Genomic DNA, 15,579 nt, shown 5'->3' on the forward strand with positions numbered 1-15,579 from the left:
GCGCAAATAGAGAGTCGCAGGAATGAAGCTGTTCACCTCCCGTTATCTGCTCCTTGCCGCATTTTCCCTGCTGCTGGGCGCCTGTCAAAGCACACCGCCCGCCGCCCCAGAGGCCCCGGACGCGCGCGCTGCGGCCATCGCACAGCTGGAGCAAAACCTGGCCAGCAGTGAGCTGGCCACCGCCGAAGACCAATTGGCCGCGTTGCAGGCCCAGTCGCCCAACGACCCGGCCCTGGAGACTTACCAACGTCAGCTGGCCGAGGCCTACCTGCAGCGCAGCCAGATCGTGCTGCAAAAAGGTGACGTCAACGCCGCCGCCACTGCCTTGAGCCGTGCCCGTGCGCTGATGCCCAAGGCGCCGGCCCTGACCGGCGGCGTCAACAGCGCCATCACCCATGCGCGCAAAGCCGAGCTGGACAAAGCCGAGGCCGCCCTCAAGGCCGCCGAAGCCAAGCCTGCCGCCAAGGTCATCGACCCGGCCGCGCAAAGCACCACCGTCGCGTTGAACCTCACCGACATTGAAGCGCTGCGCCATCAACTCGATGCCATCGCTACCGACGTGGTGAATTACCAGTGCGACGTGAGCATCCAGGCGCCGCGCACGCAGGATTACCCGTGGTTGGCCACGTTGCTGACCAAACGGGTGAAGCGAATTGATTCGGGGTATGACCTGAAGATCCACCGGCAGATTCTGAAGAATATTCCGGCGCAGGTTGTGCTGATTCCGCGCAAGGCGCAATAAAAGCATCGCAGGCAAGCCAGACCCCACATTTGAATGTATTCACAATTCAAAATGTGGGAGCTGGCTTGCCTGCGATGGCAGTCTAACGGCCTACCAAGAATTTAAGCCGGAATCGCCTTGGCCTTCGGCTCGCGATCCCAAACCCGGTGCTGCGCAATCGCCGCAAAGAAGGCCTTGAACGCTTTCGCATCCGACCCCACGATCAAGCCCGCATCCACCTCCAGTTTCAGCAGATCCAGCAATGGCTTGGCGTCATTGGCGACCGTGATCGCCTTCAGGTGCTTGTACGCCTCCAACAGGAAGTGCAACGCCACACCGTCGCCGCTCAATGCCTGCACCGACTTGGCCCCCCCTGGCACAAATACCGCGTCAAACGCGATGGACGGCATGCCTTCCATCGACGCATCGACCTTCAAGCTCTTGCCATCGGCGGTTGTCACCGGCGCCGAGGTCGGCCCCAGCAACTTGGCGTGGGCACCCTCGGCTTCCAACGCCTTCTTCAACGCGGCAATCGCCACGCCATCCACGCCGTTGGCGGCCAGAATCGCGACTTTGCGCGTCTTGATATCGCCCGACAGCAGGTTCACCTGGCTCAACGCCGGCGACTCCTTCAACGACGACTTGCGTGGCGGCACGGTGCCTTTGGTCGGCGCCGGCAAGCCCAGGTTCTGCGCAACGCGCCTGGCCAGTTCCAGATCGATGTTGGCCAGGATCTCGTTCACCTGACGGGCACGGATAAACTCGCGCTCAACCTTGCCCAATTCGAAGCTGTAGGCCGCAATGATGTGCTCTTTCTCGTGGTGGCTCATGCTGTGGAAAAACAGCGTGGCCTGGGAGAAGTGATCGCCGAACGACTCACTGCGCTCACGCACTTTGTTGGCATCGACGCGCTCGTAATAGGTCTCGAACCCACCATCCTGGGCGGCAGGAGGGGTTTCCTTCGGCCAACCGCCGTCAATGGAGTTGGGCTCGTAGGCCGCGCGCCCCTTGTCGATCACCGTGCGGTGCTGGGCGTCGCGCTGACCGTTGTGGAAAGGCACCACCGGCCGATTGATCGGCAACTCATGAAAGTTCGGGCCACCGAGACGGCTGATCTGCGTATCCGTGTAGGAAAACAGACGACCTTGCAGCAACGGGTCGTTGGTGAAGTCGATACCCGGCACGATATGGCCCGGGCAGAACGCCACCTGCTCGACTTCGGCGAAGAAGTTGTCGGGGTTGCGGTTAAGCACCATCTTGCCCAACGGCGTAATCGGCACCAGCTCTTCGGGGATGATCTTGGTCGGATCGAGCAGGTCGAAGTCGAACTTGTGCTCATCCTCCTCGGCGACGATCTGCACGCCCAATTCCCACTCAGGGTAGTCGCCGCTTTCAATCGCTTCCCAGAGGTCGCGACGGTGGTAATCGGTATCTTTACCGGCAAGCTTTTGCGCTTCGTCCCACACCAGGGAGCAAGTGCCGACTTTTGGATGCCAGTGGAATTTCACGAAACTCGACTTACCTTCGGTGTTGATCAGCCGGAAGGTGTGAATGCCGAACCCCTGCATTGCGCGCAGGCTTTTCGGAATGGCGCGGTCGGACATTGCCCACAGCACCATATGCGCCGATTCCGGCTGCAGAGAGACGAAGTCCCAGAACGTATCGTGGGCCGAGCCGCCGGTAGGAATTTCATTGTGCGGCTCAGGTTTTACCGCGTGGACGAAGTCGGGAAACTTGATCGCGTCCTGAATGAAAAAGACCGGCATGTTGTTGCCCACCAGGTCGAAGTTGCCTTCGTCGGTGAAGAACTTCACTGCAAAACCGCGCACGTCGCGCACCGTATCGCCGGAACCACGCGGGCCCTGCACGGTGGAGAAGCGCACAAACACCGGGGTTTTATGCTCGGGGTTACGCAGGAAGCCGGCCTTGCTCAGCGCCGAATGGTTTTCATAGGTCTGGAAATAACCATGCGCGCCAGTACCGCGGGCATGCACGATGCGCTCCGGGATGCGTTCATGGTCAAAGTGCGTGATTTTTTCACGCATGATGAAGTCTTCCAGCAGCGACGGGCCACGGGAGCCGACTTTCAGGGTGTTCTGGTTGTCGGAAATCTTCACGCCTTGGTTGGTACGCAGGGCCTGGCCGGTCGCATCGGAGCGGAATTCCTCCAGGGCCTGCAGCTTGGCGTTGGTGTTGCCACGGTCCAGGGTATCGGTGCCGGCAAGTTCACTCTTCGGCGGGGTGGCTGGCTTCTTGGTACTCATCAGACAAAACTCCTTATTCAAAGTGGCCAGAGCGGTCCCCGGCTCGTTTGAGCAAAACCCCAGGCACGGCACCTGGGAAATCGAGTTGCTTAAGTAGTGACTGACACGGTTTTGTACCGTTCCTTTTTTATGACCTTTGATCGCGTTATTGCCAAATCACTGGTTGAATGCGAAATAAATGCTAAGAAACGCTATACGGACAGGCTAAAATGCGCGCCCGGCTAACCGCTGATCCCTTTTCCATGCGCCCCACAAGGTTCGCTACGTGATCGAGTTTCATAACGTCCATAAAACCTACCGCGTCGCCGGTAAGGAAATCCCCGCCCTGCACCCCACCAGCCTGCGCGTCGAAAACGGCCAGGTGTTTGGCCTGATTGGTCACTCGGGTGCGGGAAAAAGTACTTTGCTGCGTCTGATCAATCGCCTGGAACAGCCCAGCGGCGGTCAGATCAATGTCGACGGTGAAGAAGTCACTGCACTGGACGCCAACGGCCTGCGCCGTTTCCGTCAGCAGGTCGGGATGATTTTCCAGCACTTCAACCTGCTGGCGTCCAAGACCGTTGCCGACAACGTGGCGCTGCCGCTGACCCTGGCCGGCGAATTGTCGCGCAAGGAAATCGACCAGCGCGTGGCCGAACTCCTCGCCCGCGTCGGCCTGTCGGATCACGCCAAGAAGTACCCGGCGCAGTTGTCCGGCGGCCAGAAGCAACGCGTCGGCATCGCCCGCGCCCTGGCGACCAAACCCAAGATCCTGCTGTGCGACGAAGCCACCAGCGCCCTCGACCCGCAAACCACCGCCTCGGTGCTGCAATTGCTGGCCGAGATCAACCGCGAACTGAAGCTGACCATCGTGCTGATCACCCACGAAATGGATGTGATCCGCCGCGTATGCGACCAGGTCGCCGTGATGGACGCTGGCGTGATCGTCGAGCAGGGCTCGGTCGCCGATGTGTTCCTGCACCCCAAGCACCCGACCACCAAGCGTTTCGTGCAGGAGTCCGAGCAGGTCGACGAAGGCGAGCAGCGTGATGACTTCGCTCACGTGCCAGGGCGCATCGTGCGCCTGACCTTCCAGGGCGAAGCGACCTACGCGCCGCTGCTGGGTACCGTCGCCCGCGAAACGGGTGTGGACTACAGCATCCTCGCCGGGCGTATCGACCGCATCAAAGACATCCCCTACGGGCAACTGACTCTCGCCGTCACGGGTGGCGATATGGAAGCCGCGTTTGCGCGCTTCACCGCCGCTGACGTCCACATGGAGGTCCTGCGCTAATGGAAGTCCTGTTGAGTTTCTTCGCCAATATCGACTGGTCCGAAATCTGGCTGGCCACCGGCGACACCATGACCATGCTGTTCGGTTCGCTGTTCTTTACCGTCGTGCTGGGCCTGCCGCTGGGCGTGCTGTTGTTCCTGACCAGTCCGCGCCAACTGTTCGAGCAGAAAGGACTGTACGCACTGCTGTCGCTGATCGTGAACATTCTGCGTTCGCTGCCGTTCATCATCCTGCTGATCGTGATGATCCCGTTCACCGTGCTGATCACCGGGACTTCGCTGGGCGTGGCCGGCGCCATTCCGCCATTGGTGGTGGGCGCGACGCCGTTCTTTGCGCGCCTGGTGGAAACCGCCTTGCGTGAAGTGGACCGCGGCATCATCGAAGCCACTCAGTCCATGGGCGCCAGCACCCGCCAGATCATCACCAACGCCCTGTTGCCTGAAGCCCGCCCGGGTATTTTCGCGGCGATCACGGTGACGGCGATTACACTGGTTTCCTACACGGCGATGGCCGGCGTAGTCGGTGCCGGCGGCCTGGGCGACCTGGCGATCCGCTTCGGTTACCAGCGTTTCCAGACCGATGTGATGGTGGTCACCGTGGTGATGCTGTTGGTGCTGGTGCAAATTCTGCAAACCGTCGGCGACAAGCTGGTGGTGCACTTTTCTCGAAAATAACGGCCATTGCCGGCCAACTGCCGGCAGATGTCCGAACAAGGAGCTTGTTGGATGAAAAAACTACTGGTTGCTTTCGCCGCCGTTGCCGCGTTTTCCGCCCACGCCGCCGAGACCATCACGGTCGCCGCGTCGCCGGTGCCGCACGCGGAAATCCTCGAATTCGTGAAGCCTGCCCTCGCCAAAGAAGGCGTGGACCTGCAGGTCAAAGTCTTCACCGACTACGTGCAGCCCAACGTACAGGTGGCCGAGAAGCGCCTGGATGCCAACTTCTTCCAACACCAGCCGTACCTGGATGAGTTCAACAAGGCCAAGGGCACTCACCTGGTGAGCGTCGGCGCGGTGCACCTGGAGCCCCTGGGCGCCTACTCGAGCAAGTACAAGAAGCTGGAAGACCTGCCAAGCGGCGCCAACGTCGTGATCCCGAACGACGCCACCAATGGTGGCCGTGCGCTGTTGCTGCTGGCCAAGCACAACCTGATCACCCTGAAGGACCCGACCAACATCCTGTCGACCATCAAGGACATCACCGCCAACCCGAAAAACCTGAAATTCCGCGAACTGGAAGCCGCCACCCTGCCGCGCGTGCTGACCCAGGTCGACCTGGCGCTGATCAACACCAACTACGCGCTGGAAGCCAAGCTGGATCCGTCCAAGGATGCGCTGGTGATCGAAGGCAATGACTCGCCTTACGTGAACATCCTGGTGACCCGCGAAGACAACAAAGACTCGGACGCCGTGAAGAAGCTGGTTGCAGCCCTGCACACGCCTGAAGTGAAAGCCTTCATCCTCGAGAAGTACAAAGGCGCGATCCTGCCGGCGTTCTGATTCGAAGCACCGAAGAGCAAAAAATGTGGGAGCGGGCTTGCTCGCGAAAGTGCAGTGTCAGTCGACTTATCAGTGACTGTACCGATGCTTTCGCGGGCAAGCCCGCTCCCACATTTGTTTTGGGTTGCCCGTAGATCAGGGCTCCCACAAGGCCGTGGGGTAGAGGCGCCGGACTTATGGACGCTTCAACAATCCCGGCAATTGCGCCACCAGCTTCTGGTTGTTCAACGGTGCGCGGATGAATCCACGCTGTGTGCCGTCAGGACCGATCAGCGCGAGGTTGCCGCTGTGGTCGACGGTGTAGTTGGGCTTGCTGGTATCGGCCGGGATAAACGGGATGCTCACGGCATTCGAGACCTTCTGCACATCGTCCACATTCGCGCCGGTCAGGCCTTCGAACTGCGGATCGAAGTAACCCAGGTACTGCTTGAGCTGGGCCGGGGTATCGCGGTTCGGGTCGACGCTGACCAGGATCACCTGCAGCTTATCCACCGCCTCCTTGGGCAGCTCGCTCTTGATCTGGCGCAGCTGGGCGAGGGTGGTAGGGCAGATGTCCGGACAGAAGGTGTAGCCGAAGAACAGCAGGCTCCACTTGCCCTTCAACTCATTGACCACCACCGGCTGGCCGTCCTGGTTGGTCATGCTCACCGGCGGCAGCTGACGGCTCTGCGGCAGCAGGATGATGCCGGCATCGATCAGTGCGGTCGGGTCGCCCTGGCCTTTGCCCGAGAGCACTTTGTTGACGGTCAGGCCCATGATCAACGCGACGATGGCCACCAGGATAAACACGGTTTTTTGAGTTCGAGTCATAGGTTCAACAGTAAGTAGTGGTCTACGAGCAGGGCGATAAACAGAAGGAACAAGTACGCGATAGAGTACTTGAACGTGTTGATCGCCGCGTGCGGCTGAGCGCCACGGTACAGCACCCAGGCCCATTGCAGAAAGCGTCCGCCCAAAACCAATGCACAGGCCAGGTACAGCAGGCCGCTCATGTGGATGACGTAGGGCATCAGGCTCACCGCCAGCAGGACGAAGGTGTAGAGCAGGATATGCACCTTGGTGTAGTGCTCGCCGTGGGTGACCGGCAGCATCGGAATATCGGCCTTGGCATATTCCTCCTTGCGGTGGATGGCCAGGGCCCAGAAATGCGGCGGGGTCCAGGCGAAGATGATCAACACCAGCAGGAGGGGTTCGGCGCTGATATGGCCGGTGACGGCGACCCAACCCAGCAACGGCGGCGCGGCCCCCGCCAAACCGCCGATGACGATATTCTGCGGCGTCGCGCGCTTGAGAAAGCCGGTGTAGATCACCGCATAGCCGAGCAGGGAAGCCAGCGTCAGCCAGGCGGCCAGCGGGTTGGTGAACGCCAGCAGCAAGGCCAGGCCCGCAACCGCCAGAAAGCCTGCAAAAGCCAGCGCCGCCACCGGCGATACCCGCCCTTCGGCCATCGGCCGTTTGTGCGTGCGCGCCATCACCGCATCAATGCGCCGATCCACTACATGGTTGACCGCCGCCGCGCCGCCGGCACACAGGGCAATGCCCAGGTTGCCGAAGACCAGCACCGCCCACGGCACGCCGGCGCGGGTAGCGAGGAACATCCCCACCAGCGAGGTGATAAGCATCAACACCACCACTTTCGGCTTGGTCAGCTCCAGGTAGTCACGCCAGATCGCCTGGCCGTGACGCGCGCCGATCAAGGTCGCCATGGCATCTCTCCTTTAAGGGTGATCAGGCCTGACACCTGTTTGCGCGGGATAAACCGCCAGCCGAACGGCAGCTGGTTGCGCACCCGTACCAGGCTGGTACGCGCGTGGTAATTGACCAGCACCAAGGTCAACAGCAACGCCGCGCCCCCGGCGTTATGGCCGACGGCTACCGGCAGCGGCAGATGGAAATACACATTGCTCAGGCCCAGGCCGATCTGCGCCGCCAGGGCAATCAACAATAGGCCCGCGAGCCGCGTCATGCCCACCGCGCGCAGCTGCCAGGCCAGCCCCAGCAACACCAGGGTGACCAACACCGCGCCGATGCGATGGGTGAGATGGATGGCGGTTCGCGCATCGCTGTCGAGCTGGCCGCCGAGATAATTGGGGCCGATGTGCTGGGTCAGGTGGAAACCATTGGCGAAGTCCGCCGCCGGCCACCACTGGCCGTGGCAGGTAGGCAAATCGATACAGGCCACCGCCGCGTAGTTGGAACTGACCCAGCCGCCCAGGGCGATCTGGCCGATCACCAGCACCAGGCCAGCCGTCGCCCAATATTGCAGGCGCTTGGGCACGATCAACGCGGGCAGCACTCCCGACAGGCGCAGCGTCAGCAGGAACAACAGGCTCAAGGTCGCGAAACCGCCCAGCAAATGCCCCGTGACCACCTGCGGCCACAGCTTCAACGTCACCGTCCACATGCCAAAGGCCGCCTGCGCGAACACCACCGCCAATACAAATAACGGCAGCTTCACCGGCTGGCCCGGATCACGTCGATGACTCCACGAACGCGCCGCCAGCAGCACGATCAGCAGGCCCAAGGTGCCGGCGAAGTAGCGATGGGTCATCTCGGCCCAGCCCTTGTCCGCCTCCACCGGCGTGTCCGGGAAATGCAGCTCGGCATGCGCCAGTTGGGCCTCGGTCTTGGGCACGCTGATAAAGCCGTAGCAACCCGGCCAGTCCGGGCAACCGAGACCGGCGTGGGTCAGGCGCGTATACGCGCCGAGCAGCACCACAATCAGCGCCAGCAGAGTGGCAAACAACGCGAGGCGAAATCCAGGCTTGGCCATGACGATGCCCTTATCCGATATTCGACAGTTTCAGCAGATGGCGCAGGTCGTTGAGCAAGTCCTTGCCCTTGACCTTGGCGTCGTAGCGCAGCACCAGGTTGCCGTGCGGGTCGACGATCCACAGTTGCGCATCGCCCGGCGCGGCGGCGTCCTTGGTGAAGGTCGACAGGTCCAGCGAGTAGCGCTGCAGTTGTGGATATTCAGCCTTGAGCTTGGCCTCGTAGTCGGTGCTCACCGGCTGCGCGCTGGCCAAGGCGTGGCTGGCGCGCGATGCATCCCGGCCGAGGCTGATTTGCAGCTGGCGCGCCAGGTACACCAGTTGCTGGCAATCGGCGGCGCAGGCCGTGGGCGCCGTGACCAGCAGTTGCCAACGCTCTTCATCCGCCTGCACGCCGATATCGGCGCGGGTCTGGCCGTTGCCGATCAGTTCGCCGTGGTAACTGCGGTTGTCCGGCACCCAGAACTGCAGCTTGTACATGAAGGTGGCCAGCGCCATCGGGCCGATCACCATCATCAGGATCAGGATCAGCTGCCAGCGGCCTTTACGCCGATTGAGCGGTTCAGACATGTTGAGTGGATTCATGGCCGCTCCCATGGTGCTTCTCCTTTGTGTTGTGCCATCCGAGGTAGAGGTAAAGGGCCAGCAGCGCCAATGCCATGGCGAACCACTGCACCGCGTAGGCCAGGTGCTTTTCCGGGCCCATGGCTACGATGGGCCAGGTGATTTCGTACGTACCAGGGCCAGCTTCGGCGCGCAGCTCGTAGGCAAAACCGCTACGCCCAAGCTCAGCCCACAGCGCGTCGGGGTGCAGGGCGGTCAGCAAGCGCGGCCATTGCGCGCTCGTCGGGTCGGCGTGCAACTGGAAGGTTTCACCCGGTGCGACGTACACCCAGGCATCGAGATTCACCGGCTGTTCAGGCGTGGTGAACACCGGCGGGGTGCGCCGGTCGGGCCAGGGCAGCCAGCCACGATTGAGCAATAACCACAGGCCGCTGGCCTGGTCGTGGAAAGGTTGCAGCAGCTCTACGCCAGCCTTGCCATCGCGCATGCGGTTGTCCAGCAACACGCTGTGCTCGGCGTCGAATTGCCCGCGCAGACGGACCCGGCGGAAAGCCGGATCAGCCATCTCGCTCAGTTGTGTGCTGCTGACGGGATCGGCCACCCGCCGCTCGGCATAACTGTCCACCAGCAGCTGTTTTTCATGCCCCCGAGACAGTTGCCAGAACCCCAGGCCCACCATCAACGGCAGCAACACCAGCACCACCAATGTCGGTGCGAGCCCTGGGCGAAAGCGTTTCATGGCGCTGGCTATACTTGTTTTCATTGCCCGCCCATCCCATTGGAGCCAGACCATGCTCAAAGCCGTCATTGCCCTGATGCTGATCGCGACTGTCGTGAGCCTGTTCAGTGGCTTGTTCTTTCTGGTCAAGGACGAGGGCAACTCCAACCGCCTCGTCACTGCCTTGACTGTGCGTGTGGTGCTGGCCGCGATCACCGTGGGGCTGATCGCCTGGGGCTTTTTCAGCGGCCAGCTGGTATCGCATGCACCGTGGTAAGGCGCGCTACAGCACGTAGACGAAGAAAAACAGCCCGATCCACACCACATCCACAAAGTGCCAGTACCAACTGGCGGCCTCGAAACCAAACTGGTGCTCGGCATTGAAATGCCCGCGCAGGATGCGCATGAGCATCACAAACAGAATGATCGTGCCGATGGTCACGTGGGCACCGTGAAAGCCGGTGAGCATGAAGAACGTCGCGCCGTACACACCCGAACCGAGTGTCAGACCGAGCTCTTTGTAGGCATGCATGTACTCCTCGGCCTGGAAGCCCAGGAACGCCCAACCCAGCAGCACCGTGAGCGCCAGCCAGATTTTCAGCGCGCCGCGATGGCCTTTGCGCAAGGCATGGTGGGCCAGGGTGATGGTCACGCTGGAGCTGACCAGCAAGATCGTGTTGACCAGCGGCAGGCCCCACGGGCTGATGGTGCCCTCCGGTGCGGGGTACATTTTCGGGTCAGGGTTGTTGAGCAGCGGCCAGGTGAACTCGAAGTTCGGCCACAGCATGTGCGCGATGCCCTTGTGCCCTTCGCCGCCCAACCAGGGGCCGGACATGTGCCGCACGTAAAACAGCGCCCCGAAGAACGCGACAAAGAACATCACCTCGGAAAAGATGAACCAGGTCATGCCCCATCGAAACGAGCGGTCCATCTGCGGGCTGTACAAACCGGCGCGACTTTCCTTGATCACCGCGCCGAACCAGCCGAACAACATGTAGGCCAGCAGCAGGCCACCGACAAAGAAGATCCACGGGCCGTGGGACTCCGGGCGCGCCGCCTTCAGGTCGTTGAACCACACAGCCAGGCCGTACACCGTGATGAGCATGCCCAGGGTAGCAATTATTGGCCATTTGCTTTGCGCTGGTACGTAGTACGTATCATGAGTCGACATGTATTCGCTCTCCTGATTGAGCGGGCAAACAGTAGCTAGCCGCCGCTATGGACAGCCACCGGCGGTTGGCGCGCAGTGATATCAAACAGCGTGTACGCCAGGGTCAAATGCTTCACATCCTTGGGCATGTCGCGGTCGACAATGAAACGCACCGGCATTTCGATGCGCTGGCCTGGCTGCAGCACTTGCTGGGTGAAGCAAAAGCATTCGGTCTTGTGGAAGTACATCGCCGCTTCGGCCGGGGAAATGCTCGGTACAGCCTGGGCGGTCATGGCTTTGTCGGTAGGGTTGTAGGCCACGAACAGCATTTCGGTGACGGCACCCGGATTGACCACCACCTCATCGGCCTTGGAATGAAATTCCCAGACCATGTCGATGGCATTGGTCGACAGGAACTGCACCCGCACCTGCCGCGTGGCGTCGACGACCTGCTCGCCCTCGTACTGCCCGGCGGTCTTGCCGTTGATACCGAATGCCTTGCACATCACGTCGTAGATCGGCACCAGCGCAAAGCCGAAGCCGAACATCGCCACCACCAAGATCAGCAGGCGGGTGACCAGGCGCTTGGTGGGGATCGACTCAAGCATGACGATCACCCGCTCTTGGCTTTTCTGTAGGGGCTGACTTGCCTGCGATAGCGATGTACCAGTCGCCCAATCCATCAACTGTCAGGCCCTCATCGCAGGCAAGCCAGCTCCCACAGGAGACCCTGGCAGCCTGCGCCAAGCTGTTCACTTGACCTCCGGCGGAGTAGTAAAGGTGTGGTAGGGCGCTGGCGAGGGGATGCTCCACTCCAGGCCTTCCGCGCCATCCCAGGGCTTGGCCGGCGCGGGCGGGCCACCACGGATGCACTTGATCACGATGAACAGGAAGAAGATCTGCGTCGCGCCAAACATGAAGGCGCCGATCGAGGAGACCATGTTGAAGTCGGCGAACTGCAGGTTGTAGTCCGGCACACGGCGCGGCATGCCAGCCAGCCCGACGAAGTGCATCGGGAAAAACGCCATGTTCATGCCGATGAAGGACAGCCAGAAGTGCAGCTTGCCGAGGGTTTCGTCGTACATGTGGCCGGTCCATTTCGGCAGCCAGTAGTAGGCCGAGGCGAAGATGCCGAAGATCGCACCGGGCACCAGCACGTAATGGAAGTGCGCCACCACGAAATAGGTGTCGTGGTATTGGAAGTCCGCCGGGGCAATCGCCAGCATCAGCCCGGAAAAGCCGCCGATGGTGAACAGGATCACGAAGGCCACGGCAAACAGCATCGGCGTCTCGAAGGTCAGCGAGCCTTGCCACATGGTGCTGACCCAGTTGAATACCTTCACCCCCGTCGGCACCGCAATCAGCAGCGTGGCGTACATGAAGAACAACTCGCCCACCAGCGGAATGCCGACCACGAACATGTGGTGCGCCCACACGATGAACGACAGGAACGCGATGCTCGCCGTGGCGTACACCATCGACGTATAGCCGAACAGCGGCTTGCGCGAGAACGTCGGGATGATCGAACTGACGGCACCAAAGGCCGGCAGGATCATGATGTACACCTCGGGGTGGCCGAAGAACCAGAACACATGCTGGAACAGCACGGGGTCGCCACCGCCGGCGGCACTGAAGAAGCTGGTGCCGAAGTGGATGTCCATCAGCATCATGGTCACGCAACCGGCCAGCACCGGCATCACCGCGATCAGCAGGAACGCAGTGATCAGCCACGTCCAGACGAACAACGGCATCTTCATCAGGGTCATGCCGGGGGCGCGCAGGTTGAGGATGGTGGCGACCACGTTGATCGCGCCCATGATCGAACTGATACCCATCAAGTGAATCGCGAAGATGAAGAAGGTCACGCTTTCCGGCGCGTAGGTGGTGGAGAGGGGCGCGTAGAAGGTCCAGCCGAAGTTCGGCCCGCCACCCGGAGTGAACAGGGTCGACACGAGCAACAGGAACGCCGCCGGCAACAGCCAGAAACTGAAGTTGTTCATGCGCGGCAGGGCCATGTCCGGCGCGCCGATCATCAGCGGAATCATCCAGTTGGCCAGGCCGACGAACGCTGGCATCACCGCGCCGAACACCATGATCAGGCCGTGCATGGTGGTCATCTGGTTGAAGAACGCCGGCTCGACGATCTGCAGGCCGGGCTGGAACAACTCGGCGCGGATCACCATGGCGAACGAACCGCCGAGCAGGAACATGGTGAAGGCGAACCACAGGTACATCGTGCCGATGTCCTTGTGGTTGGTCGTCAGCACCCAGCGCATCAAACCCTTGGCGGGGCCGTGGGCATGGTCACTGGCGTGGCCATGGTCATCGATCACAGTGCTCATGGCCGTTCTCCTGCAAGCGAGTGGGCGGGGCGGTTCGGGGCATACGCAATGAAGGAGGTCATTTGCTTTCCGCCTGCTTGATGGCCAGCACGTCTTTAGGCGTGACCATGTCGCCTTTGTTGTTGCCCCAGGCATTGCGCTCGTAGGTCACCACCGCGGCGATATCCACTTCCGAGAGCTGCTTGCCGAACGCCGCCATGGCGGTGCCGGGCTTGCCGAAGTAAACGCGGTGCAGGTGATCTTCCTTGGGCCCGGTGGCAATCGGCGAGCCCTTGAGCGCCGGGAACATCGGTGGCAGGCCCTGGCCTTCGGCCTGGTGACAGGCCACGCAGGTGGTGTGGTAGACCTTGTCGCCGCGCGCCACCAGCTCTTCCAGCGTCCACTCCTTGGAAGTCAGTTCCTTGAGCTTGGCCGCCTCTTCCTTGCGCTCGCCGAGCCAGGTGTCGTAGTCCGCCTTGGACTTGACCTCGACCACGATGGGCATGAAGCCGTGATCCTTGCCGCACAACTCGGCGCACTGGCCGCGGTAGATGCCGGGCTTCTCGATACGGGTCCAGGCCTCGTTGACGAAACCGGGGATGGCGTCACGCTTGACCGCAAAGGCCGGCACCCACCAGGAGTGGATCACGTCGGCGGCGGTCACCAGGAAACGCACCTTGGCGCCCACCGGCAGCACCAGTGGCTGGTCGACCTCCAACAGGTAATGCTCGCCCTTGACCGCCTGGTTATGGATCTGCTCGGCGGGCGTGGCCAGGTTGCTGAAGAACTCCACGTCCTGGCCCAGGTATTTGTAATGCCACTTCCACTGATAGCCGGTGACCTGGATATCGATGTCCGATTCACTGCTGTCGTAGATATTGATCAGGGTCTTGGTCGCCGGAATGGCCATCGCGATCAGAATCAGCAAGGGCACCACGGTCCAGAGAATTTCCACGGTGGTGCTCTCGTGGAATTTGGCCGCGACCTGGCCCGTGGACCGGCGGTGAACGATCATCGACCAGAACATCGCGCCAAACACAACAATGCCGATCACCACACAGATCCAGAAAATGGTCATGTGCAGGTCAAACACAGCGTGACTGACTTCAGTCGCCCCTGGCGCCATATTCGTTGTCCAGGCGGCGTGCGCCTGGCCGAATACCGACCACAACAGGAGGCCCATCCAAACGTGTGGATGTCGCATCATTGCGGGTTCCCCTTATCGTTCTTGTTATCCCGCCGGTTTGCACCTGCGTCGAAGGGAGCGGCTTCCATACTGCTTACAACCGCTTAGCCTTGCCTGCTCATGCAGTCTGGCGTCATCAGCTAATCGCGTACAAATCCGAGTATAGACAGGCTCTGCAACCCCGCAATGTGTAGGGGCAAATGAGCAAAAATGACTGGTCGAAGCCAATAAAACCGGGGGCGGAATCGTTTATCCGACGAACGATGGCAATTCGATATAACGCACGCGCATAACCATGAAATAATTATGACAAATGCGTCTTAGGCGCTCGTATAAACGAGCTACCTTATCCTCTCCCTTTTCCTACGCCTGTTTCACTGGAGCTTTCATGAACACCGCCGCATTGCGCGAGCAGATTTCCCGTGCCCATCAACACGAAGCCAGCACTGGCCAGCTTGCCCAGCAACTGGAAAAACAATTGCCGCACCTGCATTCGGCCATTTCCCTGGCTGACGGTGATCGCAAGATTGTCATGACCCGCTTTGTCACCGCCTACATTGAGCTGGTCCCGGACCTGCTGGAAGCCGCCAACGACGTGGCCCGCGAAGCCGGTATCGAAAGCCAGATCAAGCCGGTGCTGAAAATCGCCGAGCATTTCTTCCTGCAACCGCCGGCGATCCTGGCCGGTCACGAAGGCCTGGACGGCTTGCTCGACGAGGCCTACCTGGCCCATCGCCTGGTGGAAGAAGTCAACGATCTGTATATCAAGCATTTCGGCCAGCCGTTGATTCCGGCCGACACCACCGTAGCCAACCTGATTGCCCACCAGCTGATCGGCGAAGAATTCGCCAACCAGCTGGATGAGGCCGTGCACCTGGCGGTAGATGAAATGCTCAACGAGGAGAGCTTTGCGCTGGAGTCAGTCGAGGCCTATCGCGAAACCCTCAAGAGCCCCAACACAGAAGCTGCATGGAAGCGCTGGCCGTGCCTGTCGCGCCAGTTGGGGGTTGAGTTGGCGCTGGAGCAGCCGGCGTAACGCTTTAGCCTGACGCAGAACAAATGTGGCAGCGGGCTTGCTTGCGAATGCGGCGTGCCAGTCACTGAATATTTGA

At 61.1% G+C, this 15,579-nt stretch carries 16 protein-coding genes; 6 read left to right on the forward strand and 10 right to left on the reverse strand.

The window, feature by feature from the left end; translation table 11 throughout:
• Positions 1-22: 22 nt before the first annotated feature.
• Positions 23-742: a PA5502 family lipoprotein gene (locus tag AC07OJ_RS11235; protein WP_065902805.1), complete on the forward strand. Its 720-nt coding sequence runs from the start codon at positions 23-25 to the stop codon at positions 740-742.
• Positions 743-843: 101 nt separating this feature from the next.
• Here the strand turns inward: AC07OJ_RS11235 and katE are convergent, their stop codons facing one another.
• Complete coding sequence (katE, locus tag AC07OJ_RS11240) at positions 844-3,006, reverse strand: catalase HPII (protein WP_495094549.1); 2,163 nt, start codon at positions 3,004-3,006, stop codon at positions 844-846.
• A 244-nt stretch (positions 3,007-3,250) separates the two neighbouring features.
• Here katE and AC07OJ_RS11245 point away from each other — a divergent pair, with 244 nt between their 5' ends.
• Genes AC07OJ_RS11245 through AC07OJ_RS11255 form a run of 3 tightly spaced genes read left to right on the forward strand, consistent with a single transcriptional unit; the run spans position 3,251 to position 5,757 of the window.
• Positions 3,251-4,258, forward strand: a complete 1,008-nt coding sequence (locus tag AC07OJ_RS11245; protein ID WP_106805536.1) for a methionine ABC transporter ATP-binding protein — start codon at positions 3,251-3,253, stop codon at positions 4,256-4,258.
• Positions 4,258-4,932, forward strand: a complete 675-nt coding sequence (locus AC07OJ_RS11250) for a methionine ABC transporter permease (RefSeq protein ID WP_065902799.1) — start codon at positions 4,258-4,260, stop codon at positions 4,930-4,932. The genes AC07OJ_RS11245 and AC07OJ_RS11250 overlap by 1 nt, the downstream gene beginning before the upstream one ends.
• A gap of 51 nt (positions 4,933-4,983) precedes the next feature.
• A complete protein-coding gene (locus AC07OJ_RS11255) occupies positions 4,984-5,757 on the forward strand; it encodes a MetQ/NlpA family ABC transporter substrate-binding protein (protein WP_065902797.1) in 774 nt (257 codons plus the stop codon).
• A 174-nt stretch (positions 5,758-5,931) separates the two neighbouring features.
• Here AC07OJ_RS11255 and AC07OJ_RS11260 read toward each other — a convergent pair whose 3' ends face one another.
• From AC07OJ_RS11260 to AC07OJ_RS11280, 5 genes are read right to left on the reverse strand one after another with little or no spacing between them, the layout of a single operon-like run.
• Positions 5,932-6,567 carry an SCO family protein gene (locus AC07OJ_RS11260; RefSeq protein WP_065902795.1) on the reverse strand — a complete coding sequence of 212 codons (636 nt, stop codon included), beginning with the start codon at positions 6,565-6,567 and terminating at the stop codon, positions 5,932-5,934.
• Positions 6,564-7,463 (reverse strand): heme o synthase, encoded by a 900-nt coding sequence (gene cyoE, locus AC07OJ_RS11265; protein WP_213551935.1) that lies wholly within the window; start codon positions 7,461-7,463, stop codon positions 6,564-6,566. The genes AC07OJ_RS11260 and cyoE overlap by 4 nt, the downstream gene beginning before the upstream one ends.
• Positions 7,451-8,530, reverse strand: coding sequence for a COX15/CtaA family protein (locus AC07OJ_RS11270; protein WP_065902791.1), 1,080 nt, complete (start codon positions 8,528-8,530; stop codon positions 7,451-7,453). Before AC07OJ_RS11270 ends, cyoE begins: the two co-directional genes overlap by 13 nt.
• A 10-nt stretch (positions 8,531-8,540) precedes the next feature.
• Positions 8,541-9,125 (reverse strand): PA_0111/PP_0108 family redox-active disulfide protein, encoded by a 585-nt coding sequence (locus AC07OJ_RS11275; RefSeq protein WP_065902789.1) that lies wholly within the window; start codon positions 9,123-9,125, stop codon positions 8,541-8,543.
• On the reverse strand, positions 9,091-9,855 hold the full coding sequence (locus AC07OJ_RS11280; protein ID WP_495094550.1) for an SURF1 family protein: 765 nt from the start codon (positions 9,853-9,855) through the stop codon (positions 9,091-9,093). Before AC07OJ_RS11280 ends, AC07OJ_RS11275 begins: the two co-directional genes overlap by 35 nt.
• A gap of 28 nt (positions 9,856-9,883) precedes the next feature.
• Here AC07OJ_RS11280 and AC07OJ_RS11285 point away from each other — a divergent pair, with 28 nt between their 5' ends.
• Positions 9,884-10,087, forward strand: a complete 204-nt coding sequence (locus AC07OJ_RS11285) for a twin transmembrane helix small protein (RefSeq protein ID WP_065902787.1) — start codon at positions 9,884-9,886, stop codon at positions 10,085-10,087.
• Positions 10,088-10,093: 6 nt separating this feature from the next.
• Here the strand turns inward: AC07OJ_RS11285 and AC07OJ_RS11290 are convergent, their stop codons facing one another.
• The 4 genes from AC07OJ_RS11290 to coxB all read right to left on the reverse strand — a co-directional run bounded on the left by AC07OJ_RS11290 (position 10,094) and on the right by coxB (position 14,488).
• Entirely contained in the window at positions 10,094-10,981 is an 888-nt protein-coding gene (locus AC07OJ_RS11290; RefSeq protein WP_065902785.1) for a cytochrome c oxidase subunit 3, read from the reverse strand.
• A gap of 35 nt (positions 10,982-11,016) precedes the next feature.
• On the reverse strand, positions 11,017-11,568 hold the full coding sequence (locus tag AC07OJ_RS11295; RefSeq protein ID WP_120447327.1) for a cytochrome c oxidase assembly protein: 552 nt from the start codon (positions 11,566-11,568) through the stop codon (positions 11,017-11,019).
• 144 nt (positions 11,569-11,712) lie between these two features.
• Entirely contained in the window at positions 11,713-13,302 is a 1,590-nt protein-coding gene (gene ctaD, locus AC07OJ_RS11300) for a cytochrome c oxidase subunit I (protein ID WP_065902781.1), read from the reverse strand.
• A gap of 58 nt (positions 13,303-13,360) precedes the next feature.
• The gene (gene coxB, locus AC07OJ_RS11305) at positions 13,361-14,488 is read right to left on the reverse strand and encodes a cytochrome c oxidase subunit II (protein ID WP_106805541.1); all 1,128 of its coding nucleotides are present in this window, start codon (positions 14,486-14,488) and stop codon (positions 13,361-13,363) included.
• A 367-nt stretch (positions 14,489-14,855) separates the two neighbouring features.
• Between coxB and AC07OJ_RS11310 the strand changes: the two genes are divergently transcribed.
• On the forward strand, positions 14,856-15,503 hold the full coding sequence (locus AC07OJ_RS11310) for a hypothetical protein (protein ID WP_065902777.1): 648 nt from the start codon (positions 14,856-14,858) through the stop codon (positions 15,501-15,503).
• Positions 15,504-15,579: the final 76 nt, after the last annotated feature.

The sequence above is a fragment of the Pseudomonas sp. GW821-FHT09C08 genome, assembly GCF_059418125.1.